At 59.4% G+C, this 26730-nt stretch carries 29 protein-coding genes and 1 pseudogene; 15 read left to right on the top strand and 15 right to left on the bottom strand.

What is annotated here, in order from left to right; genetic code table 11:
- Positions 1-93: 93 nt before the first annotated feature.
- Together LOY67_RS18335 and LOY67_RS18330 are read left to right on the top strand one after the other, a co-directional pair.
- The gene (locus tag LOY67_RS18335) at positions 94-1314 is read left to right on the top strand and encodes a putative DNA modification/repair radical SAM protein (RefSeq protein ID WP_265063839.1); all 1221 of its coding nucleotides are present in this window, start codon (positions 94-96) and stop codon (positions 1312-1314) included.
- Entirely contained in the window at positions 1311-2150 is an 840-nt protein-coding gene (locus tag LOY67_RS18330) for a TIGR03915 family putative DNA repair protein (RefSeq protein WP_265063838.1), read from the top strand. The genes LOY67_RS18335 and LOY67_RS18330 overlap by 4 nt, the downstream gene beginning before the upstream one ends.
- Before the next feature lie 131 nt (positions 2151-2281).
- Here LOY67_RS18330 and LOY67_RS18325 read toward each other — a convergent pair whose 3' ends face one another.
- Positions 2282-3064, bottom strand: coding sequence for an SDR family NAD(P)-dependent oxidoreductase (locus LOY67_RS18325; protein ID WP_265063837.1), 783 nt, complete (start codon positions 3062-3064; stop codon positions 2282-2284).
- A gap of 84 nt (positions 3065-3148) precedes the next feature.
- On the opposite strand from LOY67_RS18325, the gene LOY67_RS18320 reads away from it, so the two are divergent.
- The 3 genes from LOY67_RS18320 to LOY67_RS18310 all read left to right on the top strand — a co-directional run bounded on the left by LOY67_RS18320 (position 3149) and on the right by LOY67_RS18310 (position 5322).
- Positions 3149-3586 (top strand): winged helix-turn-helix transcriptional regulator, encoded by a 438-nt coding sequence (locus tag LOY67_RS18320; protein ID WP_265063836.1) that lies wholly within the window; start codon positions 3149-3151, stop codon positions 3584-3586.
- A 155-nt stretch (positions 3587-3741) separates the two neighbouring features.
- Entirely contained in the window at positions 3742-4428 is a 687-nt protein-coding gene (locus tag LOY67_RS18315) for a cysteine hydrolase family protein (protein WP_265063835.1), read from the top strand.
- Positions 4429-4434: 6 nt separating this feature from the next.
- Positions 4435-5322, top strand: a complete 888-nt coding sequence (locus LOY67_RS18310; protein ID WP_265063834.1) for a LysR family transcriptional regulator — start codon at positions 4435-4437, stop codon at positions 5320-5322.
- 25 nt (positions 5323-5347) lie between these two features.
- Here the strand turns inward: LOY67_RS18310 and LOY67_RS18305 are convergent, their stop codons facing one another.
- From LOY67_RS18305 to LOY67_RS18290, 4 genes are all read right to left on the bottom strand, one after another.
- The gene (locus LOY67_RS18305; protein ID WP_265063833.1) at positions 5348-6094 is read right to left on the bottom strand and encodes an SDR family oxidoreductase; all 747 of its coding nucleotides are present in this window, start codon (positions 6092-6094) and stop codon (positions 5348-5350) included.
- Positions 6095-6208: 114 nt separating this feature from the next.
- The gene (locus LOY67_RS18300) at positions 6209-6697 is read right to left on the bottom strand and encodes a hypothetical protein (RefSeq protein ID WP_265063832.1); all 489 of its coding nucleotides are present in this window, start codon (positions 6695-6697) and stop codon (positions 6209-6211) included.
- Between the two features lie 133 nt (positions 6698-6830).
- On the bottom strand, positions 6831-8321 hold the full coding sequence (locus tag LOY67_RS18295; protein ID WP_265063831.1) for a cytosine permease: 1491 nt from the start codon (positions 8319-8321) through the stop codon (positions 6831-6833).
- Entirely contained in the window at positions 8318-8539 is a 222-nt protein-coding gene (locus LOY67_RS18290; RefSeq protein ID WP_265063830.1) for a hypothetical protein, read from the bottom strand. Before LOY67_RS18290 ends, LOY67_RS18295 begins: the two co-directional genes overlap by 4 nt.
- Positions 8540-9044: 505 nt before the next feature.
- Here LOY67_RS18290 and LOY67_RS18285 point away from each other — a divergent pair.
- Positions 9045-10025 (top strand): helix-turn-helix domain-containing protein, encoded by a 981-nt coding sequence (locus tag LOY67_RS18285; protein WP_265063829.1) that lies wholly within the window; start codon positions 9045-9047, stop codon positions 10023-10025.
- Positions 10026-10109: 84 nt separating this feature from the next.
- Here LOY67_RS18285 and LOY67_RS18280 read toward each other — a convergent pair whose 3' ends face one another.
- Positions 10110-10991 carry an NAD(P)-binding domain-containing protein gene (locus tag LOY67_RS18280; RefSeq protein WP_265063828.1) on the bottom strand — a complete coding sequence of 294 codons (882 nt, stop codon included), beginning with the start codon at positions 10989-10991 and terminating at the stop codon, positions 10110-10112.
- A gap of 194 nt (positions 10992-11185) precedes the next feature.
- Between LOY67_RS18280 and LOY67_RS18275 the strand changes: the two genes are divergently transcribed.
- The 3 genes from LOY67_RS18275 to LOY67_RS18265 are packed head-to-tail and all read left to right on the top strand — an operon-like array spanning position 11186 to position 13180.
- Positions 11186-11632, top strand: coding sequence for a cupin domain-containing protein (locus tag LOY67_RS18275; protein WP_260960924.1), 447 nt, complete (start codon positions 11186-11188; stop codon positions 11630-11632).
- Between the two features lie 33 nt (positions 11633-11665).
- Positions 11666-12346, top strand: coding sequence for a type 1 glutamine amidotransferase domain-containing protein (locus tag LOY67_RS18270; RefSeq protein ID WP_265063827.1), 681 nt, complete (start codon positions 11666-11668; stop codon positions 12344-12346).
- 42 nt (positions 12347-12388) lie between these two features.
- Positions 12389-13180, top strand: a complete 792-nt coding sequence (locus LOY67_RS18265) for an acetoacetate decarboxylase family protein (protein ID WP_265063826.1) — start codon at positions 12389-12391, stop codon at positions 13178-13180.
- 94 nt (positions 13181-13274) lie between these two features.
- Here LOY67_RS18265 and LOY67_RS18260 read toward each other — a convergent pair whose 3' ends face one another.
- The 4 genes from LOY67_RS18260 to LOY67_RS18245 form a co-directional block, all read right to left on the bottom strand.
- Positions 13275-13958: a helix-turn-helix transcriptional regulator gene (locus LOY67_RS18260; protein WP_265063825.1), complete on the bottom strand. Its 684-nt coding sequence runs from the start codon at positions 13956-13958 to the stop codon at positions 13275-13277.
- A 132-nt stretch (positions 13959-14090) separates the two neighbouring features.
- Positions 14091-14966 (bottom strand): SDR family oxidoreductase, encoded by an 876-nt coding sequence (locus tag LOY67_RS18255; protein ID WP_265063824.1) that lies wholly within the window; start codon positions 14964-14966, stop codon positions 14091-14093.
- Positions 14967-14991: 25 nt separating this feature from the next.
- Positions 14992-15369 (bottom strand): nuclear transport factor 2 family protein, encoded by a 378-nt coding sequence (locus tag LOY67_RS18250; RefSeq protein ID WP_265063823.1) that lies wholly within the window; start codon positions 15367-15369, stop codon positions 14992-14994.
- 185 nt (positions 15370-15554) lie between these two features.
- On the bottom strand, positions 15555-16463 hold the full coding sequence (locus LOY67_RS18245) for a LysR substrate-binding domain-containing protein (protein ID WP_265063822.1): 909 nt from the start codon (positions 16461-16463) through the stop codon (positions 15555-15557).
- Between the two features lie 181 nt (positions 16464-16644).
- Between LOY67_RS18245 and LOY67_RS18240 the strand changes: the two genes are divergently transcribed.
- From LOY67_RS18240 to LOY67_RS18230, 3 genes are all read left to right on the top strand, one after another.
- The gene (locus LOY67_RS18240; protein WP_265063821.1) at positions 16645-17940 is read left to right on the top strand and encodes a dicarboxylate/amino acid:cation symporter; all 1296 of its coding nucleotides are present in this window, start codon (positions 16645-16647) and stop codon (positions 17938-17940) included.
- 11 nt (positions 17941-17951) lie between these two features.
- A complete protein-coding gene (locus LOY67_RS18235; RefSeq protein ID WP_265063820.1) occupies positions 17952-19415 on the top strand; it encodes an aspartate/glutamate racemase family protein in 1464 nt (487 codons plus the stop codon).
- Between the two features lie 376 nt (positions 19416-19791).
- The gene (locus LOY67_RS18230) at positions 19792-20040 is read left to right on the top strand and encodes a hypothetical protein (protein WP_265063819.1); all 249 of its coding nucleotides are present in this window, start codon (positions 19792-19794) and stop codon (positions 20038-20040) included.
- A gap of 10 nt (positions 20041-20050) precedes the next feature.
- On the opposite strand, the gene LOY67_RS18225 is transcribed toward LOY67_RS18230, so the two are convergent.
- The 4 genes from LOY67_RS18225 to LOY67_RS18210 form a co-directional block, all read right to left on the bottom strand.
- Positions 20051-20530 carry a hypothetical protein gene (locus tag LOY67_RS18225; protein WP_265063818.1) on the bottom strand — a complete coding sequence of 160 codons (480 nt, stop codon included), beginning with the start codon at positions 20528-20530 and terminating at the stop codon, positions 20051-20053.
- Between the two features lie 297 nt (positions 20531-20827).
- A complete protein-coding gene (locus LOY67_RS18220; RefSeq protein ID WP_265063817.1) occupies positions 20828-21115 on the bottom strand; it encodes a helix-turn-helix domain-containing protein in 288 nt (95 codons plus the stop codon).
- A gap of 2 nt (positions 21116-21117) precedes the next feature.
- Positions 21118-21432 carry a type II toxin-antitoxin system RelE/ParE family toxin gene (locus LOY67_RS18215; protein ID WP_265063816.1) on the bottom strand — a complete coding sequence of 105 codons (315 nt, stop codon included), beginning with the start codon at positions 21430-21432 and terminating at the stop codon, positions 21118-21120.
- 113 nt (positions 21433-21545) lie between these two features.
- The gene (locus tag LOY67_RS18210; protein ID WP_265063815.1) at positions 21546-22700 is read right to left on the bottom strand and encodes a mechanosensitive ion channel family protein; all 1155 of its coding nucleotides are present in this window, start codon (positions 22698-22700) and stop codon (positions 21546-21548) included.
- A 194-nt stretch (positions 22701-22894) separates the two neighbouring features.
- Here LOY67_RS18210 and arsN2 point away from each other — a divergent pair, with 194 nt between their 5' ends.
- Complete coding sequence (arsN2, locus tag LOY67_RS18205) at positions 22895-23326, top strand: arsenic resistance N-acetyltransferase ArsN2 (protein ID WP_265063814.1); 432 nt, start codon at positions 22895-22897, stop codon at positions 23324-23326.
- Here arsN2 and chrA read toward each other — a convergent pair.
- Complete coding sequence (gene chrA, locus LOY67_RS18200) at positions 23323-24666, bottom strand: chromate efflux transporter (RefSeq protein ID WP_265063813.1); 1344 nt, start codon at positions 24664-24666, stop codon at positions 23323-23325. The two genes, arsN2 and chrA, sit on opposite strands and share 4 nt — an antisense overlap.
- 156 nt (positions 24667-24822) lie before the next feature.
- On the opposite strand from chrA, the pseudogene LOY67_RS28350 reads away from it, so the two are divergent.
- Positions 24823-24936 (top strand): annotated as a pseudogene (locus tag LOY67_RS28350) (ribonuclease); the annotation flags it as partial.
- Positions 24937-25088: 152 nt separating this feature from the next.
- Positions 25089-26657, top strand: a complete 1569-nt coding sequence (locus LOY67_RS18190; RefSeq protein ID WP_265063811.1) for a diguanylate cyclase — start codon at positions 25089-25091, stop codon at positions 26655-26657.
- Positions 26658-26730 lie beyond the last annotated feature (73 nt).

The raw sequence follows: 26730 nt of genomic DNA, 5'->3' as shown, positions 1-26730 counted from the left end.
TTGAGCGGATTATAACCCATCAATGACCAATGGCGCTTGCATCGCCATGCTTCTCGAAATACTGTACGCATAACCAGTATCGAGAGCCCTTCCATGCAACTGATCGCCAAGCTCGGCATTCTCGCCGACGCTGCCAAGTATGACGCCTCCTGCGCCAGCAGTGGTGCTCCCAAGCGCAGCTCCCGCGGTCGCGATGGTCTGGGGGCTACGGATGGCATGGGCATCTGTCATAGCTACACACCGGATGGGCGCTGCGTCTCGCTGCTCAAGGTGTTGCTGACCAATTTCTGCCTCTACGACTGCCAGTATTGTGTCAACCGTCGCTCCAGCAACGTGCCGAGGGCGCGCTTCACGCCGGAGGAGGTGGTGCGGCTGACCCTGGATTTCTATCGTCGCAACTGCATCAGCGGCCTATTCCTGAGTTCCGGCATCATTCGGTCGGCGGACTACACGATGGAACAACTGGTGCGCGTGGCGCGGTTGTTGCGGGAGGTGCACCAGTTTCGGGGCTATATCCATCTCAAGACCATTCCCGACGCCGATCCGCTGCTGATCGAAGAAGCCGGACGGCTGGCCGATCGCCTCAGCGTGAACATCGAGTTGCCCAGCGAGGCGAGCCTCAAGCGCCTGGCGCCGGAGAAGCAATTGGTCACGATCCGCCAGGCCATGGGCACCATCCATCAGGGCCAGCAAGCGGTGGCCGGAGAAGCCCGGGCACCTCGCTTCGCCCCGGCCGGGCAGAGCACCCAGGTAATCGTTGGGGCCGATGCCACCGATGACCATGCGATCCTGCAGAACGCCGAGTCGCTCTACCAGGGTTATGGCCTGCGACGGGTCTACTATTCAGCGTTCAGCCCGATTCCCGACAGCCCCGCCAGCGTGCCGTTGGCAGCGCCGCCGTTGCTGCGCGAGCACAGGCTGTACCAGGCTGATTTTCTCATGCGCGGCTACGGCTACAAGGCGGGCGAGATCCTGGGCGGCGCCGGCAACCTGGACCTGGACATCGACCCCAAACTGGCTTGGGCGCTGGCGAACCGTGAAGTGTTTCCCCTTGACGTCAACCGTGCCGAACCCGCCTTGCTGGCGCGTATTCCGGGGATTGGCTTGCGCAGTGTGCAACGCCTGGTGGCGCTGCGTCGGGAGAGACGGGTTCGCTACGACGATCTGGTGCAGTTGCGCTGTGTGCTGGAGAAGGCGCGACCGTTCATTGTCACCAGCGACTACCGGCCAGTCGAGGCGCAGATGCGCAGCGGCCTGCTGCGGGCGCGCTTGCGTGAGCCCCAGGCGCCCCTGCAAATGGGGTTGTGGGGATGATCGCGCTGGATTGCGAGGACGATTTTTTGATATGGCGCGACCAGGCCCGCAAGCTGCTCGGCCACGGCATCGACCCCGCCGACGTGACCTGGACCCAAGGCCCTGTGGCCGATCTGCTGGCCGCGCCGACGCCGCTGCCGTCAGGCCCGGGTCCGTTCTCCACGCGAGTGCCGGCGGCCTTGTTGACACAGCTCGAACAGGCCGCTCGCTACCAGGGCGAACATCGCTGGAGCCTGTTGTACGAAGTGCTTTGGCGGGTCGCTCATGGTGATCGCACCGCCATGCTCGCCGGTGATCGCCTGGGCAGCGAATTACAGCGCCGGATCAAGCAGGTCAGCCGCGAGGCCCATCACCTCCATGCGTTCGTGCGCTTCGTACCTTTGCAGCAGGCGCTTGCCGAGCAGTTGCAACTGGACCTCGTGGCATTTCACGAGCCGGCCCATGACATCCTCGAAAGTGCGAGCGGCCATTTTGCCGAGCGACTGGGCCGACAACGCTGGCTGATAGCGACGCCCCGTGATGGCATCCGGTTCGATGGTCAGACCCTGGATTATCAACGCTGTTGTCCTGAGCAGTGGCAACAATGGGCGCGCCACGCTGAAGACCCTGGCGCGGAGTTATGGCGCACTTATTATCGACACACCTTCAACCCGGCGAGGGTCAACCCTCAAGCGATGCGACAGCATATGCCGGGGCGATTCTGGCAGCACTTGCCGGAGGGGGAGTTGATTCCCCGGCTGGTTGGGCTGGCGAGGCAGGGAAAGCAACGGGATGGGCAGGCGTTGGAGGTGGGGGAGAAGGTTGGGAAACGGATCGTTTTGGGGGGCAATGGTTGAAGTCGACGGTCGCCATCAGGGACTTTCAAACGGCGCGTAGGCACGCTGTCTAACTTGGCTAATTAAATCATCCGGGCAACAAAGGCAGTTACGAATAGGGCGACCGTGAAGGGCCGCCCGCTCAAACCCAGTCAGTTCATCACCCGCGACAACGCCGCCTGATGCAACCAGCGAGGCGTCGCCCACATGAAGATCACGTTGAGCTTGTTCATGATGCCCGGTACGACGCTGATGCGCCCGGCGCCCAGTGCGCGGATGCCTGCCCGTACCACGGGGGCCGGCTGCATCATGATGGCTTTCAATCCGGGGGTGATTTTCTGTTGCGCCGCGGTGGCGAAGCCGGTGTCTGTCATGCCGGGGCACAAGGTGGTGACAGTGACCCCATCAGCTTTGAATTCACGGTGCAAGGCTTCTCCTAGGCGTAGGACGTAGGCCTTGGCAGCCGAGTACACGGCAAAATTCACCACGCCTTGGTAAGCCAATACGCTGGCGATCTGTAGGATTTTTCCGCGCTGGCGCTTCCGCATGTCTTGGCCGAAAAGGTGGGTCATGGCCGTCAGGCTTGCAATGTCGAGCTGAATCATCGCCAACGCGTCGTTCAGTTGCGCGTCCAGCAAGGGACCTTGCAGCCCGTGCCCGGCGTTGTTGATCAGGGTATCGATCTGGATGCCACGTTGATTCAGACCCGCATGGAGATGGATGATCGCAGCGGTGTCAGAGAGGTCGACCTGTTCGACGAGCACTTCAATGCCGTACTGGTTGCGCAACGATTCAGCCAGGGTCTGCAGACGATCCAGCCGGCGGGCAACCAGTACCAATGGATGACCGATTGCCGCATATTGCCTGGCAAATTCCTCACCAAAACCGCTGGAGGCGCCGGTGATCAGCACCCATGAATCGCTGTTTCTGCTCATCTGATCTACCTCTATGGCTCATACTGGTCCGCGTGTGAGAGGTAGGTTACTATCAATACGAAAGCGAGTCGATATCGAAACGATATGAACGATGAATCGTTGTGTGAAAGCTCATGCCCGATCGAGCGCAGCCTCAGGTCCGTCGGCGATCAATGGAGCATCCTGATCCTCAGGGATGCGCACCGTGGCATCCGCCGTTTCGATGAGTTCAGGAAAAGCCTTGGCATCGCCCCGACCATCCTCACTAAACGCTTGGCGGCGCTGACCGAAGCGGGGCTGCTGGAGAAACATCGCTACTGCGAACGGCCGCCCCGTGATGAATACGTCCTGACAGAAGCCGGGGTCGATTTCCTGCCTGTGCTGTTCATGATCGGAGCCTGGGGGCGTAAACATCGAGCGGGAGGGGAGGTGGTGCGTTTCTTCGATGCCCAGGCGGGGACCGAGATCCAGGCGGTGGCCATCGACGAGGTGACAGGCAGCCCAATCGGGTCCAGGGAAATACGCATTGTCATGCCGGATTGAGTCGAGCCCTGAATACTAAGTCGGCGGAGGCGGCGCCCACCGGCAAATGCCTTATTTGTGCAAATTCCGAACAGGTCCTGTGCCGTTCGCGCTATGTCCAAGCTCAGTGCCTGCCCCTTAGCATTCCTTCCCTCATTAACCAGGAAGGAATTCCCATGCAACGTTTCACCCGCCGTTTCCTCGCCGCCTGTGCATTTTCCGGTATTGTCGCCAGCACCGGCGCATTCGCTGAAAACCATTCCACTATCCGCGCCATGTCCGGCGCAACGCCGATCAACCAGTTGCCTGCCGGTAAAACCGCGTTACTGGTGATCGATTTTCAGAACGAATACTTCACCGGTAAGATGCCGATTCCTGATGGCGCTGCTGCGCTGGCCAATACCCGTAAGCTGATTGCCTTTGCCGATGACCACAAGATGCCGGTTTTCCATGTCCAACACGTTGCTCCCGCTGGTTCGGCGGTGTTCGCGAAGGACGGTGAAACCGTGAAGTTTCATCCGGACATGCAGCCCAGGGCCCAGGATGTGGTGTTGCAGAAAACCACCGTCAGCGTCTTCGGCAGCACCGACCTGGACAAGCGTTTGAAGCGCGCCGGTATCCAGAACCTGATCATCTCCGGCCTCATGACCCATGCGTGCGTGGCGGGTGCCGCCCGGGATGCGGCGCCTTTGGGCTACAACGTAGTGGTCGCCTCCGATGCATCGGCAACCCGCGCGATTACCCGGGTCAACGGTGACGCGATCGACAAGGACGCCTTGCACAAGGCCGCGCTGGTCGAAGTCGAGGACACATTCGGTGATGTCATGACCACCGACCAGATCATCAAGTTGCCGGTGCGCTAAGTCGATATGAATCAGATGCTCGCCATGCGTGTGTTCCGTTGCATTGTGGAGACCCAGGGGATCTCAGCCGCAGCCGAGCGGCTGGACACCACTCATTCCTCGGTGTCGCGACACTTGCAGCAATTGGAGAGCGCGTTGGGCGTGCGTCTGATCAATCGCAATACCCGGCGCATGAGTCTGACAGCGGCCGGCGAAAGGTACTACGCGGCTTGCGTGGATATCCTGGACCGAGTCGAAGCCGCCTCCCGCGCCGCAACCCTGGAGCAGGAGCGTCCCTCCGGCCTGCTTCGCATCAGCGCACCGCTGGTGACCGGTACGCTGGAACTGGCCAACTGGTTGCCGGCTTTCCAGCAACGCTACCCGGATATCCAAGTCGATCTGTCCTGCTCCGATCCTCTTGTCGACCTGGTGGCCGATGGGTTCGATGTGGCGTTGCGGATCTGTGGGCCACTGGCCGACACCAGCCTTGTCGCCCGCTTGCTCAGCGTCTCACCGCAGGTGTTGGTGGCGGCGCCGGGCTATCTATCCAAGCACGGTCTTCCTCGCCGCGTCGTTGAACTCAATGAGCACCGGCTACTGACCTACGCATCCGCTACCCAGTGGTCCCTGGTCTGCGAAGGAGGGGAGTCAATCACGCTGGATTGCAACAGTGCCTTTCATACGGACACCATCACCGCCTTGCACGCGTGCGCCCTGTCGGGCGGGGGAATTGCTGCGTTTACCCTGGCGACAGTCCGGGACGACCTGCTGACTGGAAAGCTGATGCGGATCCTGCCGGAGTACACCCTCGGGATGAGGCACTACTATGCGCTGTATCCTCATGCCCGGAATCTACCCCTCAAGGTCAGAGTGTTTGTTGACCACATGAAGCAGTATTACGAAGGCAAGCTCTGACTGGCGGGCATGAGTGCCCATCCACTCATTGCGCGAGAAATCCGCCATCGATCACAAACTCTGCGCCGGTCGCAAATCGCGATTCGTCTGAAGCCAGGAAAAGGGCCATGTTCGCGATGTCGATCGCTTCCCCCAGGAAGCCGATAGGGTGGAGCTTGCGCAATCGCTCCAGCTCGACGGGGTCGTTGCCCACCATCGGTGTGGTGATGTATCCAGGATGAATGCTGTTGACGCGGATTCGGTAGCCCTTGCGTCCAGCGTGCAGCGCCGCGGATTTGGTGAGGTTGCGAATGGCCCCTTTGCCGGCACAGTAGGCTGCGTATTCGGGATGACCCACGATGCCTTCGATGGACGACAGGTTGATGATCGATCCGCCTCTTTCCCGTAGATACTTGAACGCCTGTTTCATGCCAAGGAAAGTGCCATGAAGGTTGACCGACAGCTCCTTGTTCCAATCATCAAAGCTCATGGTTTCCACATTGCCGGCTACAGCTATGCCGGCGCTGTTCATGACGATATCGACGCCGCCGAACTGTGCCAGCGCTGCTGTAAAAGCTGCAGCCCACTGACTTTCATCCCGCACGTCCAGACGACAGAACAGTGCTTTGCCTCCTGAGGCCCGAATCGTTTCCAGAACCGATTCGGCTTTTGTCTCGTCGATATCGCAGATAACGATCCCAGCGCCTTCATCTGCAAATCGAATGGCGCTGGCTGCGCCGATGCCTGACGCGGCGCCGGAAATCAGCGCCACTTTTCCTTCAAGTCTTTTCATTTTGCATTCCCTCAGAACTGTTGAATGGACTGAGGTAACCCTACTTGGCCGGGGTTTTGCGACCTAGCCAATATCGGCAATGGAAGGTGTCGAGGCGCGGGCGGGGAGGCGGGTTCAGCTTTTCATGGCCAGCTTGACGACCTGTTGGGCCTGGGCAGCAGACAGGGTCCCATTCTTGCTCAGTTTGTCCAGGGAGGCGCTCGCTGTCATCAGGCTGGCGGTGAGTGTCGAGAGCGTCGCTTGCAACGCGCCGACTTTTACCTGCTTGGTTTCCGGGGACATACTTTGATCGGCCATGAGCGCCTGCATTTCTGACTGCTTTTCTGCGATTTTCTGCTTCAACTCCCGAATCATCTTCAGGATTTTCTGCGCCTGGTCAGGCAGCCCGCTTTCTTCAATGTCCTTGTTGGCATTGGCGGAGCGCTCATTCGCGGCTTTTTGAAGTCCGACGCCGGACAGCGATACTTTCACCCCCTCAACCTGCGTACCGACAGACGATTTGTTCGCAGGCGTCTGCTCCACCTCAGCAGTGGGCTTTGTTTGCTCTGCGCTGAACGTGGGGAGTGTGCGGGCACTGGAGGCCTGAGTATCAAGGGTAATCATATTCAATCCTGGATGAAGTGATATCGAAAGCTATCGACGTGTTCTCTAATGTATTTAGGCCCCGACAGGGGAGAAATTGTGAAAGATTGTAATCCTCCAAACGAGGGTGCCTGAAGCGCACCCCCGATGGCAGTCAAAGGCTGACTTTCAAGGTGCCAGGCTTGGGGTGGGGGTCCAGCGTGGGTTGGTTCAAGACCATTGCACGTGCGTAATGACCTTTGCCCAGAGGCGCCAGGATCACGCGGGCCGCCAGGTAATACGCCAGACCGGAAACCGCGATCACCGGTATGGAGGCGCCGAAGTAGCGGAACGATTCACTCATCGCCACGGTTACGGGGTTGTACAGGGCGAGGTATCCCACGACGGCAACGATGCTGATCACCACGGCCACCCAGTTGATTCCACCCCAATAGGCGTAGTGACTGTTGTGGGTGGCAAACAGGCTGGGCGCATCGAGCCGTTCACGTCTCAACACGAAATAGTCCACCAGGGTAATGCCCGAGATGCCGACGAACATCACGCCGTTATAGGACAGCCAGCTCATCACGTTGGATAACAACCATTCTGTTTCGAACGCGAAGTACAGGCCCGGCAACAGTAACAGGGCGAGAAGCAACTCCCACCTCAAGCGTGCGAAGAACTTCACTTGCTGGATCGAGACGCCCGCCAGATAGATCATCACGACCATGGTGGCGATATTCGCAGTCAGCACGATGGTCATCACGATCGAGCCGAATACCGGCCCACCCACGGCGATCATCCAGATCGTCGGGTCATAGGTGCCGGCGCTGATGGCGGCGAGGGCGGCGACGGTGGAAACAACCGCAGCGCCGAGAATGCCTACGCCGATAATGGACGGCCCCATTACATGATTCTTGTGCTTGACCAGACGGGTCAGGCCGCCCATGACCGGCCACCAGGTCATGGCGTTGGAGACACCAAACTCAACGGCCAGCGCCAGGCCCTGGACGGGATCGTGGGAAAGCATCTGGTCGGCTGGCAACTGGTTGTGCCACAGGTTCTCCAGGCCGAATTTATGCACGAGGATGCCGAACATCACCACGGTGATCAGCATGTGCAAAGGTCCGATAAAACCGTTGAGGCGTTCGAACAGCTTCGGCCCCTTGCTCGCGATGATCCAGACCAGCAGCAGTGCCGCCAGCGCGACGCCAATCACCAGGTGCTCATGGGAGTCCCCTGTCACCTGGCTGCCGGTGATGGTCGCCGCTACGTTCGCGGCGCCCCTGGCGGTGAGCGCTTCGACCACATAGGACCAGCCAATCAATGTGGCCAGCAGCCCGAACAGCGGAATGACGATGCCACGGTAGCCGAATGAAGGTTTGGCGGTGTCGATGGGGTCGGTGCCGTATTTGAAACTCGGGACGCCGGAGGCCAGCGACACCAACGCCATGCCGATGATCAGGCCGATGGTGTAGCCCATCACACCCAGTCGCCAGTCCCCTACGAACGGCAGGTAGCTGCCGATCAGAAAGGCCCAGGTCGCCGCGCTGAACGCACAGCATGTCCAGAGGAACGAGCCGTAGGTTTTATAGACCCGATTGCCGGCCAGAACGGGCAAGCGACCCGCCAGGGCTTCTTGTTCGACGCTGTTTGAAGTGCTCATGCATTTGCTCCTACAGCCAGCAAGGTACCGACCCACAAGGCAGCACCGAAGAGGATCCACAGAGACGCCTCTCGAACGAGCGATGCACCACTGCTCCAGCATTCGGAGGAGGTGTGTTCGGCCTGGTTCAGGGCCTCCAGTTGTTTCAACAGATCCATGTTCAAGCTCGCGCTTGTATTCATCAGTCCCGTGCTGTGTTCAACGTCAGCTTTGCTCATGTCGTTGCTCTCTGGACGTGTTCTTGCGATGCCGTCCGCGTTGGCTGTTCTGGAAAATTATTATGGCAGCGGTGATCAATGTTTCCGGGCGCCGCCGGTAATGTTCCAGCAACGCCCTGAATTCCAGCCTACGCCGAGCCCCTGTTACCCCGTATCCATTTTTGGCAATCGATAGCCGCGACGGATAACAACCGTCAGGTGCGACGCAGGCCTGCCCGTGGGTGTGTCGTTTCTTCTCGAACCAGGAGCGCACGGCTGAGTAAAAACGCATCAAATTGGGTCGCATGACCTATTTCTTTCCAGGCTACGATGCGGTCGTTCGGGCAAAGGCGGGTTCTGTACTGCAAAGGCAGTGTTCCTGGCGATGGATCAAGGCTTGGGGTAGACGCTTGGGCTGCCATCGGGGTCGTTGCTGATGCGCAGAAGCCCCCTTTAAGTTCTCCACGCGGTATAAAGATTGCAGCGGATACAAGTGTCGACCTCACGTCACTGCGAGACCCGCGTCATGCCCATGTCACCCCGTCAACCCGACACCCAGTTCCGTTTCCTGGAGTCCCATGACGCGTTCGAACACGCGGGCGGCTTGAATGAGTGGGATGACAACCGCTATCACCAGCTGGAGAAAAGAGCCCGTTTTCATGGGGCGATAGCCAGCCATTCCATTGCCGGAAAAGTGCAGGTCACCCGTGAGACGATGGAAAATCCCTACATCGAGCAGATCTGCCATGTGCCGCTCGATTCAATCGTCATCGTTAACGTGCGATCCAGCGAAGATGTACTGCTCAATGGCCGATACGTGAACGGCAATACCTTCCATATTTCTTCCGGCCGGTCGTTTCACTCCGTATCGAAGGCGCCCATCGAGGCCCTGATGCTGACGGTGAAAAAATCAGACTTCCAGGAACAGTTCAGGACCGATGGCCACCTGAACATCGACGCGAAACCCTTCGAGCGTTTCATTCAGCCATCCGCTGAAACGCAGATCGATTTCGAAAGGAATCTGAAGTTGCACCTGAGCCACGTGCAATCGGGTTGCCCGGACGCGTCTGATCGTTCGAGCCTGGCCAACGTATTTGGCTGCGTACAGGAGATCCTGGATTTCGACACCGGCTCTTCCCGTCTCGTGGTTCCACCGTCCACGCGCACCTATATCGTCGAGAAGAGCTGCGAGTTCTTTGCCCGACACCAGCAGGATGAAAACATTGGCGTGCTGGACTTGTGCAATCACTTGCGGGTCAGCCGTAGAACCCTCCAGTACAGCTTTGAAGACGTCCTGGGCATGACGCCTCTCAATTACATCCGGTCGGTGCGATTGAACACCGCCCGCAAACTGCTCATGCAGTCGCCTTTGGAAACCATCCAGGGCGCAGCGCTCGACGCAGGTTTCGGTCATCTGGGGAGATTTTCGAAGTATTACCACGAGTTCTTCGGGGAGCTGCCCTCCCAGACAGTGGGACGCCTGGGCGCGCACCGGCATCAACACTGAGTGGCGCGGTGCCGGGAAAAGGGCTGCTGCTGCGCAGCCCTGCGGGAGCAAGCTCCCTCGTTACGGATTGTCAGGTGCGGGCGATTATTTCTTTAGGCTGGCAACCAGGTACTGGGCGTTGAAACCCAGTTCACCATGACCGGCGTCTTGGGCTACGGTCAGGTCGTCAGCCAATGCCGAAATATGGCTGGCCCGTAGTCCGCTCGCTTTCAGCGCATCCCGCCACTGGATCACTGCATCCAGATACACGTTGACCGTCGCCTGGATGGTGCCGAATTCATTCGCTTCAATTTCCTTGATGCTTTTCTGCACTTTGTAGCGCAGCAGATCCAGCATCTTGTCGGCGAACTCGGACAACTGCCCGGCACTCACCCCTTGGGTCTTGGCGTAGGCTGCCGCTTCGAGAAAGCCGGCCAGGCCGACAGCGTAGAAACTGCCGGTCATGGCGGCATCGACAATGGGCGGCACGGTCAGGTTTTCCCCGGTGTAGATCGTGCCCTGGGGCGCCATGGGTTTTACCGTTTCGGCGATTTCCTCCCACACGGCCGGTGCACAGGCGTATTGAATGGCCGTGTAGGGGCCGCCGATCAGATCCGGGTACGACGAAATCGCCGCGTTGATGAAGGTGCCGCCGTTGCCTTCGACGATGGCCCGATAGCGCTCGCCATCTTCCGGCATTGCCGTGCTGAGGTTGGCAATGAAGCGGCCGCTCAGGTCGAGTTCGGCAATGTTGTTTTCGATGAGCGCGGCACCGCCGGCAGCACTGCTGATGATCATGATGGTCAGTTCGCTGGCATGCACAGCGTCGACGAAGGAGGGGGCGAGCGTCGCGCCCTTGGCGACCAGGTGGCGCGTGGCTTCAGGACGACCGTCCCATACCGTGACCTTGCGACCTGCCGCGAGCAATGTGCTGGCCAGGCCCGAGCCCATCATGCCGGTGCCGATTACCGTTATTGTTTTAGCCATTTTCAAGTTCCTCATAGATGACGAGACGTGCCCGTTGGGTGGTCTACAAGTGAAAAACTAAGGGCATAACGCCTGGGTCAATAGCCAATTTCGGCAATGGAGCAAGGGCTGACCCAATTGCCGATTCTGGATAGGTGCGACGCAAACCCGGGGGTAGCTTGAGGCCATCGAAACCGGAAACTGCGAGGCCTGAAATGAACACGATCCAGAAACCACAAGACGCTTACGTGCAAGTCGATCAAGTCGAATGGCAGGACTTTCCCGCGCAATTCCATACCGGTGGGGTGAAGTGGAAATTGCTGCATGTGTCGCCGGAATTCGGCATCTGGACCGTGATGTTTTTCTGCCCCAATGGCTCGATCCTGATGCCGCACATCCACCACGGTCCCGCTGAAGGCTACGTGTTCGAAGGCATCCTCGAGTTGCGCGGCGGCCCGGAGAATGGCGGCGCGCTATGCGTCCAGCACGGCTTTCTCTACGAGGCGACCGGCGCCGAGCATGAGGAAACCAAAATGCTCGCGGACACCACGTTCATTCTGCAAATGGTCGGCCCTATCACCTGGCAGCTCCCGGATGGACAGGAGATCAACCAGACCTGGTCCACCGCCCAGGACTTGTGGGACCAGCAGATCGCTGCCTGACATCCACGTTTGCCGATGCCTGGAGCGTCCACGATGAGCATTCTATTTGTACTGACTTCCCACGACGCATTCGGTGATACCGGACGCGAAACCGGCCTATGGCTCGAAGAGTTCCTGGCGCCTTATTACCGCTTTATCGACGCCGGCCTGGCGGTGCGCCTGTCCTCGCCTGAAGGTGGCAAAGTCCCGGTGGACCCGGCCTCGGTGGAGGCGTTGAAGGACAGCGCGCTTTATCAGCGCTACGTCTCGGATGCGGTCCTGGCAGAGCGCATGAATTCGACCATCAAACTGTCAGCGGTAGCCGCGGGGGAGATCAGTGCACTGGTTTATCCCGGTGGGCACGGCCCGTTGTGGGACCTGCGCGACAACCCCGTTTCGGTGGCGCTGATCGAGTCGTTCTGCGCCTCGGGCAAGCCTGTCGCGACCATCTGCCACGCTGGTTGCGCATTGCTGGATGCGCGTAGAAGCGACGGGCGCCCCTTGGTCGACGGGGTTCAGGTCACCGCATTCAGTGACAGCGAAGAAGCCGCCGTCGGTTTGGAGAAGGCCGTTCCCTATCTGGTGGAAACCGACATGAAGGCGCTCGGGGCGGTGTATTCGAAGGCCGGCGATTGGGAGAGCCATGTGGTGGTGTCCGGCTCACTGGTGACCGGCCAGAACCCGGCCTCTTCGCTGGGCGTTGCCGATGCGGTGATGAAACTCCTGAAGCGCTGACACACCAGCCCTTCAATAAAAACACTGACAGGAACGACAGTCATGAGCTTTGTGAAAACGAAAGAAGAGCTTCAGGAAATCCAGAGAATTCTTGCTGAAGGTCGTTGCACGATCGAAGCGGTGTCGATTGAGTTCGAAACGACATTCGAGTTTCTGCGATCGGTGCTGCCGCCCTGTTTCGACCTGCCCGAAACGCCCACCGCCATCGCCAGTGTTTCACGTTGGCAGAGTGAACTGTGCGGCGAGTTCGACTGCGGAATCATTTCCCTCAACTGCCGATACAAGGAACTTGAAGGCACCACCATGCTGGTGCTGATCGTCAGTGGGGACATGCCCGTCACCATTGGTCGCGAGATGTGGGGGGAGGCCAAGAAAACCGGAATTGCCCAGGTCTATCGGGACGGACATCAAGGGTACGGTTTCTGTGAGCGTAACGGTACGCGTCTGATTGAGATCGAGGCCGTGTTCGGCGACGACCTGGGGCCTTCGAGCAGCGAAAGTTATGACTTCGAAATCAAGGCGGTGCCGCACTCTTCAGGCTATGGGCTGCAGCACGATCCGATCCTGAACTGCATGAAGAATCAGGAACGTCTTCGGGTGAAGCGTGAAGGCAAGGGCACCCTCAAGCTCAACGGCACGGCGTGGGATCCGCTTGACACTATTCCAGTCGTCTCGGTCGGGACCGCCTGGTACACCGAAGGCGAGTCGACCTGGACGGTCCCGCGCCTGGATGTCCTGCCCGATCGGGAGGCTTATCTGCCTTTCGTCTACGGCCAGAAATTCGACGACTTCCGTCTGTTCCGTAAGCCGGCACGGTTCCAGAACGGACAGTAAGGGTACGCTCTGTCCTTCGGTCATGAGGTCTGGAGGGCATTTTGGCGCCTGGAAGGGCGCCTTTTTTATGGTGCGTCGTGTACCGGTGAACGGTCTAGCGCCTCAAGTTTTGCTGAGCTCGCCATTCCTTAACAAGTTGCCGGCGACTTCGAGAATATCGATCATCCAGGAAGTCGGCGGTAACAATACGGTCAGTTCGAAATAGGCGGAAGTCCTCACGAAGCTCACACCACCCGGCGATGAACCGACGCGATTCGACGAAACCAAGCATGATGGGCCAGATAATTCGTTCAGACGGTGTTCCAGTCTGGTCCGTATACATGATGCGTATTTTGCGTTGCTCATTGATTGCTTGTCTGACCCGTATTAAATCGATACCAGATAGGTCCTCTCTCCTGCGAGCTATATAGAGCGCATCATCATCCAGTGCGCTCCTCATATCTGAAGACAATACCCCGCCGATCTTTGCGAGTGCGTTCTGAGCCGCAAGGGATAGGGCTCCGTCTGTTTGACGGCTAACCCATTGTGCGCCAGCAACAAGTGCTTGCAGCTCTTCGCTTGTAAAGGACAACGGAGGCAAAAGAAACCCCGGGCGTAGCATGTAGCCGACACCCGGAGCTCCCTCAATGTCTGCACCCATCGCTTGGAGTGTGGCGATATCACGACGGATAGTCCGTAATGACACGCCGGCTTCGCTTGCAAGCACTTCGCCTGACACCGCACCACGATATCGACGAAGCACTTGCAGGAGGTCGAACAGTCGATGGCTACGCGACATATTTACTCCATCAGTACGAGCGCTTTTACATTGAGCTTTCGGGTGGCCTCAAGAGCAGCGATCTTTACCCGGTGTGGGCAGTTTCGAGCGGCATCAACTCCGGACTAACGTACTCATCATAATGAATTCGTTTCAAACCAAGCCATTGCTCTTGAGCGTAGCGGCGACGACGTCGACAAGGGGCGTACTGGGTCGCCCCAGTAGATCTGGCAGGTCGGTACTGTCGTTGTACCAATCACCCCGTTGGATGGCGCAACTGGTATCAGCGATGATTTCAGCAAGGGCGGTAGGTAAACCTGCACCAAGGAGCACTTGGGTGTACTGGGCCACCGGCATGTTCTGGTAGGTGAGAGCCTTACCTGTAAGAAGGGATATTGCAGCGGCGACGTCACCCATGGTGAACGCGCTGCCTCCCAGTTCATAGATGGCGTTGTCCTGGGTCGCGTTGCTCAGGACGACCGCAGCGGCCTGAGCCAAATCATCACGACTGGCTCCTGACACCTTGCCTTCACCCGCGGCCCCCAGGAGGATGCCTGTCTCAATAGCGTGACCCAGATCGCCCAGGTCACCGGCGTACATTTCAATGTAGGCTCCGTTTCGAAGGAGGACGTAGGGAAGTCCTGACTTACGGATCAATGCTTCGGTCTGCTTGTGTTCATCGCCAAGGCGAAGTGTGCTGACTTCGCCATTGATGAAGCCTGCATAAGCGATCAGGCCGACGCCCGCTTCAGCCGCAGCATTTAATGCACGTTCCATTTGTGCGTAGCGCTGGCCGATCGAAACCGAGGGAATGAGCAGGAGTTTGTCTGCTCCGGCAAATGCCTGCGTCAAGGTTTCAGGGCGATCGTAATCTGCTTCTCGGACTTGCACGCCTTTAGCGGCAAGATCGGCGGCCTTCTCGGGGCTGCGCACAGCCGCCACGATACTGGGGGCTGGCACGCCACGACGCAACAGCGCTTCGATGACAAGACGGCCGTAGCGGCCGGTGGCTGCGGTAATGGTGATCATCTGGATGCCTCGCTCGAGCGTTGTTTTAGTGGGGTTGAACCGTTGCCATATAGGCAGCGAACGGTGTGGCGTCATAGATCACATCGGTAGAAACGAGCTTGCCGTTCTGGACTTTGAGGAGTTCTGCAACGACCGAGTGCGGCACTGGATGGGTTTGGGCGTCGTAGATGACAACAGCCTGATTGTCATCGCCATAAATGGCGAGAACGGTCAGCGTCGTGATCATCTTGGAGAAACCATCGTGGAACGCCCTGAAGCCTTCAATGCCGGTGATTCGTCCGAGGGGTGACGTGCAAATAATATTTTTGGCGGAGATCGAGAGAATGGTCTCGACATTCTTGTCAGCTATTGCGTTGACATATGTGCGAGCTGTTTCCAGAGCTGTGGCATGGGGGGCAATCATTGCAGTGTTCCTCTACGGTGCGGAAAAACACAATGTAGAGCTGCGCCGTGACAGATTCTGGCACCATGCTTTCGAGTGCCACTGGCTCAAGACGACAGCTTCAATGAGCCGTGTTCGCCGAACGGATAGCCCATAAACAGATTTACATCCAGAAAATTGACTCGTCGTTTCGTAACGCGTACCGATCAGCGCAACGAAGCCCTCTCCAACGTCTTCCACAACTTGCGCATCGTCGGGTTCCGATTGGCAATCGCACAGTACGAGCGAATCTCCAACTGCGTGCTCCACGCTTCATCCCCAGCCCGGACCAACAACCCTCGCTCCAATTCATCGGCCACCGCGCTTTGCGGCAGCCAGGCCACGCCGTAGCCCTCGATTGCCATGCGCATCAGCAGCATTGCCATGTCGGCCTCATAGCAGCGCTCCAATGCTGTCGGTGCAGGGCCGTTGCGGATGACGATGTCGGCGACGCGGCCGAGGAAGGTGGTGGCGGTGTAGGCCAGGTAGGGCACCGGTTTGCCGGCGCGGCCGGGCAGGCGGAACAGCGGTTCGCCTTTGGCATTGGGGGCGCACACGGGGATGAAGGCGTCATGGCCGAGGGTCAGGCTGCCGAAGCGTTCGGCGTCCAGCAGGATAGGGGCGAGCGGGTGGTGATAGACCATCATCAAATCGCAGTTGCCTTCTTCGAGGGCGATGACGGCGTCGTGGATGTTGGCGGCGACGACCCGGGCGTTGAACTGTTCGTTGTGCTGCTGGAACTGGGAAAGCCATTTCGGCAGGAAGGTCATCGAAAGGCTGTGGGCCGCAGTGATCTGGATGGAGCGGCCCGGCATCCGTTCCACGTCGCGCAACGTCGAGCGCAGCCGCAGCAAGCCGGCGAGAGCTTCTCTGCTTTCCTCGCAAAAGGTGATGCCCGCCGCCGTCAGCTGGACCGGGTAGGTCCCGCGATCCACCAGCTTGACCCCCACCCATTCCTCGAGTGAACGGATACGGCGTGACAAGGCCGATTGCGTCACGCAACGGACTTCGGCGGCGCGGGAGAAGTTTTTCCACTCGGCGATCGCCAGAAGGTCATCCAGCCATTTGAGTTGCATACCCGATCTCCCGCTATAGAGGCGCCAGTTTACGTCGCAATCGCCCGGCCCGGCGCGGCTGTTGCGTAACTATTCCAAAAGCGCATGGAGGTAGCCGGATTACTCATCATCTCGCCAGATCCGCTCTTTAGAATCGATCCTGCCAAGTAAAAAACTCCAAGAACTACTTGAGGACAACACCGTGAAGAAGAATAAGCTCCCGCGTCGAATTGCAATGGGCATTGCCCTGGGCGTGCTGGTGGGTTGGGCGTGTCACCATTTCGCAGGGAGCGAGCAAAGCGCCAAGGAGATTGCCGGTTACTTTTCGATGGTCACCGACATTTTCCTGCGCATGATCAAGATGATTATTGCTCCCCTGGTTTTCGCGACCTTGGTCGGCGGCATTGCCAGCATGGGCAACTCCCGTTCCGTGGGGCGCATTGGTGCTCGGGCGATGGCCTGGTTCGTGACGGCGTCCATCGTTTCGCTCCTGATCGGAATGGGGCTGGTGAATCTGTTTCAACCGGGCGCCGGGCTGAACCTGGACGTTGCGCAACATGCGACAGCGGCGGTGCCGGTCAACACGGGGGATTTCAGCCTCAAGGCGTTCATCGGCCACGTGTTCCCCCGCAGCATTGCCGAAGCCATGGCGAACAACGAGATCCTGCAGATCGTGGTGTTCTCGCTGTTCTTTGGTTTCGCACTGGCCGGCGTCAAGCGGGCGGGTTACACCCGGATCACAGACGCCATCGAAGAGTTGGCGAAGGTGATGTTCAAGATCACCGACTACGTCATGGCCTTCGCGCCGATTGGCGTGTTTGCCGCCATCGCCTCGGCCATCACCACCCAGGGGCTCGGCTTGCTGGTGGACTATGGCAAGCTGATCGGCGAGTTCTACCTGGGCATCCTGATCCTCTGGGCGTTGTTGTTCGGTGCCGGCTACCTGTTCCTCGGACGCTCGGTTTTCCGCCTCGGCAAGCTCATCCGCGAGCCTATTCTCCTGGCCTTCTCCACCGCCAGCAGTGAGTCCGCCTACCCGAAAACCATCGAGGCGCTGGAGAAGTTCGGCGCGCCCAAGCGTGTGTCCAGCTTCGTGCTGCCCCTGGGTTATTCGTTCAACCTGGACGGCTCGATGATGTACCAGGCGTTCGCCATCCTGTTCATCGCCCAGGCCTACAACATTGACCTGAGTTTCACTCAGCAAATGTTGATTCTCCTGACGCTGATGATCACCAGCAAAGGCATGGCCGGCGTGGCACGGGCCTCGGTCGTGGTAGTCGCGGCCACGTTGCCGATGTTCAATCTTCCCGAGGCGGGGCTGCTGCTGATCATCGGCATCGACCAGTTCCTGGACATGGCGCGCACGGCCACCAACGTGGTGGGCAATAGCATCGCCACGGCGGTGGTCGCTCAATCCGAACCTCAGGAGGAGCCTGCTGAGCACAGCGACGCCCCTGTGCCCGTCCGGTCTCGAGCCGAACCGGTTCCGGTTGTGTAAGGAGCCGCGCCATGAAGGTTAAAGCAAAGTCGACCCAAAAAGCGTCCGCGGTTCGGAAGCTGGGCATCATCGGCGGGCTTGGCTCACTGGCCGGAGGCGATCTGTTCTACAAACTGGTCAAGTCCAGGGCGGTGCTCGAGGATCAGGGCCGCTACCATTTTTTGGTCGAGCAGCATCCGTTCAAGGACGTGCTGCTGCCCCTGGACCAGGGCGCGAGCATGACGTCGCGCAAGTTCTATGTGTTCCAGGTGTGCAAGTCGTTCGAGGAAAAGGGCTTCGATGCGGTGATGCTCCCGTGCTTCGCCAGCCACACCTTTCGCGCGGAAATCGAGGAGGAGCTGGGCATTGCGGTGCTGGACATGATGGCGGCTCTGGCCCGGTACGTCAGGCGCACCGTCCAGCCCCGGGCGACGTTGGGTGTCATTGCCTCCGACTTCGTGCGCCACTGTGGATTGTTCGAGCGCTACTTCGCGGAGGACTTCCGGATCGTCTACCCCGACGTTGAGGCTCAATCGGCGTTGATGGAAGCCATGTACGGCCTCGACGGCATCAAGGACGGTCACCTGGAGGGCGCGCCACTGGAAGCGTTGCACCAGGCGTGTCTCTCGCTACAGGCCCAGGGGGCGACCGTCATCGTGCCCGGCATGACTGAGCTTTCATTGGTCTGTGCCGAGCTGCAGCGGCGGGGCATGGCTGTGCTGGACATCAACTCGATCTACGCTGACTTCGCAACGCTGGACCGGACACCGCCAGGTCGACCGACCTTCAAGCTGGGCATCGTGGGCGGCGTCGGGCCTGCCGCCACGGTGGATTTCATGGCCAAGGTGGTGGCCCATACGCCGGCGGACAGGGACCAGGACCACATCCGGATGGTGGTGGAGCAGAACCCGCAGATACCAGACCGAACGGCCAACCTGCTGCGAGGTGAAACCGATCCGACCCTGGCGATGTATGCCACCTGCAAGCGGCTCGAAAGCGCGGGCGTCGACGCCATCGCCATTCCTTGCAACACCGCCCATGCCTTTGTCGAGCGCATCCAGACGCACCTGCGCGTGCCTATCGTGAACATGTTGAGCGAGACGGTGGAGTGGATCCTGCACAAGCATGGGCCGGGCAAGACCATCGGGCTCCTGGCGACTTCCGGTACGGTACAGAGCCAGGTCTATCATCAGGCCGCACGCCGTGCCGGGCTGCAGATCCTGACGCCGGGTGTCGATTATCAGGCCATGGTCATGGACGCCATCTACGGACCACGGGGGATCAAGGCCGGTTTCACTCAGGGGCTTTGCAAGGAGCAGTTGCTGCTGGCGGCCGAGCATCTGTGCGAACTGGGGGCTGGGGTGTTGATCCTGGGGTGCACGGAATTGCCCTTGGTGCTTGAGCACTGTGAGGCGTTTGAGATCAATGGGCACACGGTGGCGCTGGTGGACCCGACGATGATTCTGGCGTTGAAGTGTATTGCCTTGGCGAAATGAGATTATCCTCTGCAAGAGAAAGCCAGTGGTGTTTGCACCTAAGCAAACACATAGCATCTGTGGCGAGGGGATTTATCCCCGCTGGGTTGCGAAGCAGCCCTGAACACAGGCACCTCAATGTATCAGACAGATTATGTTTGACTGCCTTGGGGGCCGCTTCGCAGCCCAGCGGGGATAAATCCCCTCGCCACAGATGTTTTGCATCAGGCCTTTCCTCGCACCGCCGCAATATCCCGTTTGGGCGGCGCGCCAGACAAGCGACCGTTGAGCGCTTGCAGTTGGTGGCCTATTGATATCTTGGTAAGCTCTGCATTCGCGATCTATCGGGCCATCAGTAGTGTCTACCGAACGAATTTCCCAGTTGGAGCAAGCCCTTATGGCCGTTATCGCTGCTGCGGGGAAAATGGGTGTCGGCAGTGACGAGCTGTGTGCCCAGGCGGTGGGCGGATTGATGTCCGGTCGCTACTGGAACTGGGCGAATGCCCAATATGCACAAGGCGCGGCCGATGAGATCGACAACGCCTTGAACATTCTGGTGGGACGGCCGATGGCGCGAGTGAAGTTGCCAGAGGCTGAAATCGGCATCGGCGTGACACTCCAGTCGCCCTCTCAGGCCAGCAATTAAGCCGCGTGCATTAAAGCCCCAAACCTTTCTCTACCAGCGCAAGCAACGCCTCTTCGTCCAGCACTACGGGATCGGGTTGCGGTTGCCCGTTCGATTGGACATGCCACCGCGATTCACCATGCTCGCCGACGGTCCGCAGAAGGCAGCGCGTCTGTCCCTTCATATGGATCTCGATGCAGCCGTCTCCCTGAGAGGAGAAGCGGGCAATCGGGTCGAGCTCGATGCGCTGATGGTTACCTTCCATGATCAATTGATCGATGGCGTAGTTGTACGTCGAACCGCTGGAGTGGCTTTCGAACACGTGAGTGGGATTGCGTCGAATCGTCAGCCCGGCCTCGCAGACCGGCGCCAGCCAGGTTTCGATCTGGTGATACAACTCGTAGACCTGGGCGGGCCAATGCTCAATCGCCAGGTCGGCGTTGGTATCGGTGCCGGCATGGGTTTGCCGGGTTTGCCTCAGTTTGGCTGCCAGCTTGTCTGCCTTGCTCATGTCGATGCTCCCTGTCGTCGTGATGGGATGAGCTTAGCTGATGGAGGCTGAGGGTTATTTGCGTTGGGTCATGGCGGAATGTCGAGGGTCGGGGCGCGACGGGTTGCTCTGGCAGAGCAGTCTCCCGCTATTTTCTGTGGGAGCGAGCCTGCTCGCGATGGCATCCGGTCCTTTGCATCAATGCTGGCTGACCCACCGCTATCGCGAGCAGGCTCGCTCCCACATTATTCCAGTTGAGCCTGATCTCTGCGTCTGACCGTCGATCCCCCTGTGGGAGCAGATGAATAATTTGTTTCGTTAAACTGCCAAGGCACTGATGACATGCTCAGGGTCATTATGGATCGCCCTTAACAGAGCTCTAGCGGGGCCGGTTGGCGCACGACGTCCTTGTTCCCAGTTGCGAAGAGTACCTAGCTGAACATCGATCAGCGCTGCGAATTTTGCCTGGGTCAGGCCAGTGGCCTTGCGTATTTCTTTAACTTGCAATGCATCGACAACGAACTTTCGGGATGGCTGACGCTCGCCTCGGACGATTTCATCCATCTGCTGCACGCTTTCCATCAGCTCATCGAAAAATTTGCTCATGGCTATCTCCAGTGCTCAACGATCGTTTTCATTGCTTTACGCTGATCGACGGTCAAGTCTTGTTGTTCATTTTTCGGATATATCATCAATAACGCGATCTGCGAATCAGCGACGAAATGGTAGTAAATCACCCTGGCACCGCCTCGTTTGCCATGGCCTTTAGCAGCGATACGGATCTTTCGAATCCCACCGGTCGCTTCGATTACGTCGCCTGCCGAGGGATTGCGGACTAGTGTCGCCTGTAAGGTCGAATAATCATCGTCATTCATCAACTCATTGGCCCGACGGGTAAAAATAGGAGTCTCAATAAAAATCATCGCTAATGTACGCCAGTGGCTTACTTTTCAGCAATGCTAATGGACTTAAATGCTACGTTCACTCCATGAGTTGTAACCAGATTTGGTCGGCATCCCGGTGGGGCAGGTCGATACTAACGCCGCGCCTGATATCTCGGCGTTGCCTGCGCCGAGGTTGTTTCCTGTTCGCTGTCCCTGGCAGGTTGCATCGGCATGTGCGGCAGGGAAGCGACATGAACGGTTCGCGCCGGAATCGCGAAGCGCACGCCGATTTTCTCGAATTCTTCCATCATGCCCAGGTTGATCGCTTGCTGGATGTCCATGTAGATGTTGTAGCTGGGGTCCAGCACGATATACACCGTTTCGAATTCCAACGCGCTCTGGCCGATGCCGCGAAAGTGCGAGCGGTCGAAGCGGGTCTTTTCTTGGGCCTTGATGATGCGCTCGACGATGACCGGCACCTGCCTGAGCTGCTCCGTGGAGCAGTCGAGGGGCAGGGCGAATTCGAACACGATGCGTCGCTCCTGGAGCCGTTTGTAGTTCTGGATGGTGGTGCTGATCATCTCGGCGTTGGCCATCACGATCTGCTCGCCGCCCAGGCTGCGGATCCGCGTGGTTTTCAGGCCGACGTGTTCGACGGTGCCGGCCAGGGAGCCGACGACGATGAAGTCACCGACTTCGAAGGGTTTGTCCACGGCAATGGACAGCGAGGCAAACAGGTCGCCGAGGATATTCTGCACCGCGAGGGCCACGGCGATGCCGCCGACGCCGAGGCTGGCGATGAACGCGGTGATGTTCACGCCGAGGTTGGAAAGCATCGCCAGCAGCACCATGGCCCAGAGAAATACCTTCGCGCCCCACAGGCTCAGGGTCGCCAGGGCACTTTTCTGGTGGATTTCGGTGTGGCTGTGGCGGGCGAAATAGTGCAGCAGCGCGAGGGCGATCGCCCGGTTGGCCCACAGCCCCATCTGCAGGGCCGCCACCACGAACCAGAGGCTGCTGACCCGGCTGAGCCAGCGCTCCGGCAAGTCCAGCACGCCGATGCCGATCAGGATCGAAGCCAGCAACAACAGGGTGTTGCTGGTGCTGGAGAGCACTTCGACGGCGATGTGGCTGAGGTAGGCGTTGGGCTTCTGTGCCCGGGCCCGCACGTTCCTCAGGAGGAAACCGATGCTCGCCCTGGCGACGATAAAACTCACGGTCATCACGCCGAGGGCCAGCAGCCAGTTGGCGATGGAGATGCCGAGCAACTGGGTGTCGGTAAAGATTTCGAGGGAGCTTGAGTCCATGGATCGGTCACCTGCGCCGTTGCTTTTCGGGTTCAGGCCCTACCGATCTTTAGCGTGGGAGTCTGGACAGGGCCACGAACTTCATTAGGTGACGTCAGGTACGGGCCGTTCAATTTTGTTGCCTGTCCGCAGTTGCGGGCACCGGGGGGAGCGGCGTAGTTTCCTGTGGGAGACCCGATGACAGAGCGACAGCCATGCACATGACAGCACTGAGTAACGACGACCTGGAACCCTTGCGCGATGCGCTCATCCTGGCCGGTTTACCCGCGGATGACCTGAACCTGCCCGGCCGGCGGTTTTTCAGTTTCAGGCAACAAGACAGTGATGTGGCGTTTGGCGGGATCGAGGGGACGGGGAGCGACCGATTGCTGCGCTCGTTGGTTGTCGTGGAAGGCCGACGGGGACAGGGCACTGGCGCATTGGTACTGGCTGCCCTCGAAGCTTTTGCAAAAAACGAGGGGGTAGAGTGGGTTCACCTGCTGACGGAAAGCGCCACCGCGTTCTTTGCTGCTCATGGCTATCAGGTGCAGGAACGTTCGCTGGCGCCCGCGTCGATTTGTGCGACGGTCCAGTTCAAGCGCTTATGCCCGGCTTCGGCGGCTTACCTGAGCAAGCGACTCGCTTAGCGCAACAGATGCACCGCCAGCCCGGTCAGCCCGCACGCCAGCAATATCTGGATCACGCTACGTTTGTAGCGGAACAGCGCAATGGCCGCCGATAGGGCGATGATTGCCGATGGCCAATCCAGCGCACCGGCAAAGCCGCTGGGCCAGAGTACGTGGTAGCCGAAGAAGCAGGCCAGGTTGAGGATCACGCCGACCACGGCCGCGGTAATCGCCGTCAGCGGTGCGGTGAACTTCAGCGCGTTGTGGGTCGATTCGACCAACGGGCCGCCGGCCAGGATGAACAGGAACGAAGGCAGGAAGGTGAACCAGGTCACCAGGGTGGCCGCAACGGCGCCGGCGAGAAAGGCCTGTTCGGGGCCGAACACCTGCATCACATAGCCACCGACGAACCCGACGAACGCCACCACCATGATCAAGGGGCCGGGAGTGGTTTCGCCGAGGGCCAGGCCATCGATCATCTGTGCCGGAGTCAGCCAGCCGAAGTGTGCGACGGCACCCTGATACACGTAAGGCAAAACCGCATAGGCGCCCCCGAAAGTCAGCAACGCGGCTTTGGTGAAGAACCAGGCCATCTGCGTGAAGGTGCCTTCCCAGCCGAACATCAGGGTCAACAGGCCCATCGGCAAGACCCACAGCAGGGCACCGATGAGCGCCAACCGGATAAGTCTGAAGGTGCTGAACCGGGCATGGTCCGGGGTCGGGGTGTCATCGTCGATCAAGGCCGGGCCAAAGGATCGATGCCTGGCATCCTGGCCGCCGAGGGTGAATTTGTCCGGTGCCCAGCGACCACCGAAATAGCCGATGACGGCGGCTCCCAGCACGATCAGCGGGAAGGGGACGTTAAAGGCGAATATTGCGCCGAACGATGCGACGGCTATGGCCCACAACCCGCTGTTGCGAAGCGCACGGGAGCCTATGCGGTGTGCGGCATGGGCGACGATTGCCGTCACGGCCGGCTTGATGCCATAGAAAACGCCCGCCACCACCGGTACTTCGCCGAACGCCACGTACAGCCAGGACAACGTGACGAGGATAAACAGTGACGGCAATACGAACAGCGCGCCGGCAATGACTCCGCCACGCCCTCGGTGCATCAGCCAGCCGAGATAGGTCGCCAACTGCTGGGCTTCGGGGCCTGGCAGCAACATGCAGTAGTTCAGCGCGTGCAGGAAGCGCCGCTCGGAAATCCAGCGCCGGCGCTCCACCAACTCCTGATGCATGATCGCGATCTGTCCCGCCGGCCCGCCAAAACTGATGAAGCCCAACTTGAGCCAGAACCCGAACGCTTCGCGTAGGCTGACGACCGAGGGGGCTTCGACGGTTTGGCAGGGTTTGTCCATGGTCGGCGGGTACTTGGGAACTGAGGGCGATCTACGTTATGGGGCGTCACGCAATTTGGATAGCCCCTGCCAGGGTTTCCCTGTAAAAAACATCTCCTTTCACAGGCTTGAAACATGATCCTTGAACCGACCGAGTCGACGTCACTGTTTTTTACAGGACCGCAGTTGTGGGAAGTGCGGGTGTGCATGGACAAGGCGCTGACGTTTACCAGTTGCGGCAGTGGCGTCAAGACGCGGTGCCGGGCCGGGCAGATCCGGGCGCTGCCGCTGTGCTGGCTGGCAATAGAAAATTTTCGGATCCATCTTCCCACCCATCGGCTGCGTTGCACCGGCAAATTGCCGCCCCACAAGCGGTAGGCTAAGCTCTCGCCTATTGGGGGCTTTGAGCGATTCGCTCATGTTTTGCCCTCCCGGGAACTCGTTTGCCTATCCTCATCCATGATCCGCTTCATACCCCCGGCGGTGCTCTCAAGCGCCTGCCGTTGCTCAAGGCAGCGGTGGCGTTTATCGCGGCGGTCTGCCTGTGCCTGTGCGGCTTGCTTTACCTGCAACTGGAACAGTCCCGTCGCCACGATCTTGAGTCAGCGGGTATCGTCTCGGCCAACCTTACCCGGGCCATGGCCCAGCAGGCCCAGGATACTTTTGTGCAGACTGACCTGGTGCTGGCCAGCCTGACGGACTGGATTCAGGCCGATGGCTTCAGTCCGGCGCTGCAACCGCGCCTGCACAAAACCTTTGCCCGACGCGTGCAATCACTGGAGCAGTTGCATGGCCTGTTCCTGTTCGACAAGAGTGGGCACTGGGTTGTCACCTCCTTTGATAATTTGCAAGAAGGCGATGGGGTGGCGGATCGGGAATATTTTGCTTTCCATCAGCAGAACGCCTCGCTGATCGCCCATATCGGCCCGGCCATTCGCAGCCGGCAAAATGGCGATTGGATCATCCCCGTTTCACGGCGTGTGAATGATCAGGATGGCAATTTCCAAGGCGTCTTGCTGGCCGGGATCAAGATGTCGTACTTCGATAAGTTCTTCAAAAGCTTCAGTCTTGACGATAAAGGCGAGATGGCCCTGGCCTTGTCCGACGGAAGCCTGCTGGCCCGCCGGCCCTTTGATGAGGCGCAGATCGGCCGGGCCCTGTCCCAGGAAAGTCTCTTCCGGCATGACCCGCAGGCCAAGGATCCCGACACCGCGATGATCCGCTCGGTCGACGGCGTTGTCAGGCTATATGATCACCAGCACCTGCAGGCCTATCCCCTGATCGTCACCGTCGCGATGTCCGAGGAGGCGATCCTGGCCGACTGGTATGCAAAGGCCTTCCAGTCCTGCCTCATCGTGGCCCTGGTGGTCACGGGCATCTGCCTGTTCGGTTGGGTGTTCGTGCGCCAGGTGCGCAACAGCGAGCGAATCGAGGTTGACCTGCGCAAGGCCCAGGAAACGTTGAGGCTGATTGCCACCCATGACAGCCTGACCGGGCTGGCGAATCGCCGGCTGTTCGAGCGAGCCCTGGACATCGAATTCGGCCGGGGCGCCCGCCAGCGCACGCCTTTGAGCCTGATCCTGCTCGATATCGACTACTTCAAGCGCTACAACGATACCTACGGGCACGTGGCCGGTGACCATTGCCTGGCGGAAGTGGCGAAAGTGCTCAAGGGCTGCTGCCATCGCAAGGCCGACCTGGCGGTGCGTTATGGCGGTGAAGAGTTCGCGGTGCTGTTGCCCGATACCGACCTGCAGGGCGCCATGACGTTGGCCGGGCAGATCCGCCAGAGCCTCATCGACAAGCACATCACCCATTCCGGTTCCCCCACCGGCTATCTGACGGTGAGCCTGGGCTGTCACGCCTTCGTGCCCAGCAGCCTGGACAGCATCGAGGTCTTTATCCAGAGGGCCGATGCGGCGCTTTACCAGGCCAAGCACAGTGGTCGCAATTGCGTGGCGGTGTGGTCCACGGAGGGAGGGCTCGATACGCTGGAGCGTTCGGATCGTTGAGATCCGTTGGAATCATCGCCAACTGAGAAGGGTCCATTGCTCAGGCACCTCGCCGTCAACCGATCGGACAGGA

The organism is Pseudomonas sp. B21-056 (assembly GCF_026016325.1).
Lineage (GTDB): Bacteria > Pseudomonadota > Gammaproteobacteria > Pseudomonadales > Pseudomonadaceae > Aquipseudomonas.
Note: the sequence above shows the minus strand (reverse complement) of the source record. Positions and strands in the feature narration are given on the sequence as shown.

What these genes read in the sequence shown, in the direction of transcription:
- LOY67_RS18335 (WP_265063839.1), top strand. Translation starts at nt 94, where the DNA reads ATGCAACTGATCGCCAAGCTCGGCATTCTCGCCGACGCTGCCAAGTAT.
- LOY67_RS18330 (WP_265063838.1), top strand. Translation starts at nt 1,311, where the DNA reads ATGATCGCGCTGGATTGCGAGGACGATTTTTTGATATGGCGCGACCAG.
- LOY67_RS18325 (WP_265063837.1), bottom strand. Translation starts at nt 3,064, where the DNA reads ATGAGCAGAAACAGCGATTCATGGGTGCTGATCACCGGCGCCTCCAGC.
- LOY67_RS18320 (WP_265063836.1), top strand. Translation starts at nt 3,149, where the DNA reads ATGAACGATGAATCGTTGTGTGAAAGCTCATGCCCGATCGAGCGCAGC.
- LOY67_RS18315 (WP_265063835.1), top strand. Translation starts at nt 3,742, where the DNA reads ATGCAACGTTTCACCCGCCGTTTCCTCGCCGCCTGTGCATTTTCCGGT.
- LOY67_RS18310 (WP_265063834.1), top strand. Translation starts at nt 4,435, where the DNA reads ATGAATCAGATGCTCGCCATGCGTGTGTTCCGTTGCATTGTGGAGACC.
- LOY67_RS18305 (WP_265063833.1), bottom strand. Translation starts at nt 6,094, where the DNA reads ATGAAAAGACTTGAAGGAAAAGTGGCGCTGATTTCCGGCGCCGCGTCA.
- LOY67_RS18300 (WP_265063832.1), bottom strand. Translation starts at nt 6,697, where the DNA reads ATGATTACCCTTGATACTCAGGCCTCCAGTGCCCGCACACTCCCCACG.
- LOY67_RS18295 (WP_265063831.1), bottom strand. Translation starts at nt 8,321, where the DNA reads ATGAGCACTTCAAACAGCGTCGAACAAGAAGCCCTGGCGGGTCGCTTG.
- LOY67_RS18290 (WP_265063830.1), bottom strand. Translation starts at nt 8,539, where the DNA reads ATGAGCAAAGCTGACGTTGAACACAGCACGGGACTGATGAATACAAGC.
- LOY67_RS18285 (WP_265063829.1), top strand. Translation starts at nt 9,045, where the DNA reads ATGCCCATGTCACCCCGTCAACCCGACACCCAGTTCCGTTTCCTGGAG.
- LOY67_RS18280 (WP_265063828.1), bottom strand. Translation starts at nt 10,991, where the DNA reads ATGGCTAAAACAATAACGGTAATCGGCACCGGCATGATGGGCTCGGGC.
- LOY67_RS18275 (WP_260960924.1), top strand. Translation starts at nt 11,186, where the DNA reads ATGAACACGATCCAGAAACCACAAGACGCTTACGTGCAAGTCGATCAA.
- LOY67_RS18270 (WP_265063827.1), top strand. Translation starts at nt 11,666, where the DNA reads ATGAGCATTCTATTTGTACTGACTTCCCACGACGCATTCGGTGATACC.
- LOY67_RS18265 (WP_265063826.1), top strand. Translation starts at nt 12,389, where the DNA reads ATGAGCTTTGTGAAAACGAAAGAAGAGCTTCAGGAAATCCAGAGAATT.
- LOY67_RS18260 (WP_265063825.1), bottom strand. Translation starts at nt 13,958, where the DNA reads ATGTCGCGTAGCCATCGACTGTTCGACCTCCTGCAAGTGCTTCGTCGA.
- LOY67_RS18255 (WP_265063824.1), bottom strand. Translation starts at nt 14,966, where the DNA reads ATGATCACCATTACCGCAGCCACCGGCCGCTACGGCCGTCTTGTCATC.
- LOY67_RS18250 (WP_265063823.1), bottom strand. Translation starts at nt 15,369, where the DNA reads ATGATTGCCCCCCATGCCACAGCTCTGGAAACAGCTCGCACATATGTC.
- LOY67_RS18245 (WP_265063822.1), bottom strand. Translation starts at nt 16,463, where the DNA reads ATGCAACTCAAATGGCTGGATGACCTTCTGGCGATCGCCGAGTGGAAA.
- LOY67_RS18235 (WP_265063820.1), top strand. Translation starts at nt 17,952, where the DNA reads ATGAAGGTTAAAGCAAAGTCGACCCAAAAAGCGTCCGCGGTTCGGAAG.
- LOY67_RS18230 (WP_265063819.1), top strand. Translation starts at nt 19,792, where the DNA reads ATGGCCGTTATCGCTGCTGCGGGGAAAATGGGTGTCGGCAGTGACGAG.
- LOY67_RS18225 (WP_265063818.1), bottom strand. Translation starts at nt 20,530, where the DNA reads ATGAGCAAGGCAGACAAGCTGGCAGCCAAACTGAGGCAAACCCGGCAA.
- LOY67_RS18220 (WP_265063817.1), bottom strand. Translation starts at nt 21,115, where the DNA reads ATGAGCAAATTTTTCGATGAGCTGATGGAAAGCGTGCAGCAGATGGAT.
- LOY67_RS18215 (WP_265063816.1), bottom strand. Translation starts at nt 21,432, where the DNA reads ATGATTTTTATTGAGACTCCTATTTTTACCCGTCGGGCCAATGAGTTG.
- LOY67_RS18210 (WP_265063815.1), bottom strand. Translation starts at nt 22,700, where the DNA reads ATGGACTCAAGCTCCCTCGAAATCTTTACCGACACCCAGTTGCTCGGC.
- arsN2 (WP_265063814.1), top strand. Translation starts at nt 22,895, where the DNA reads ATGCACATGACAGCACTGAGTAACGACGACCTGGAACCCTTGCGCGAT.
- chrA (WP_265063813.1), bottom strand. Translation starts at nt 24,666, where the DNA reads ATGGACAAACCCTGCCAAACCGTCGAAGCCCCCTCGGTCGTCAGCCTA.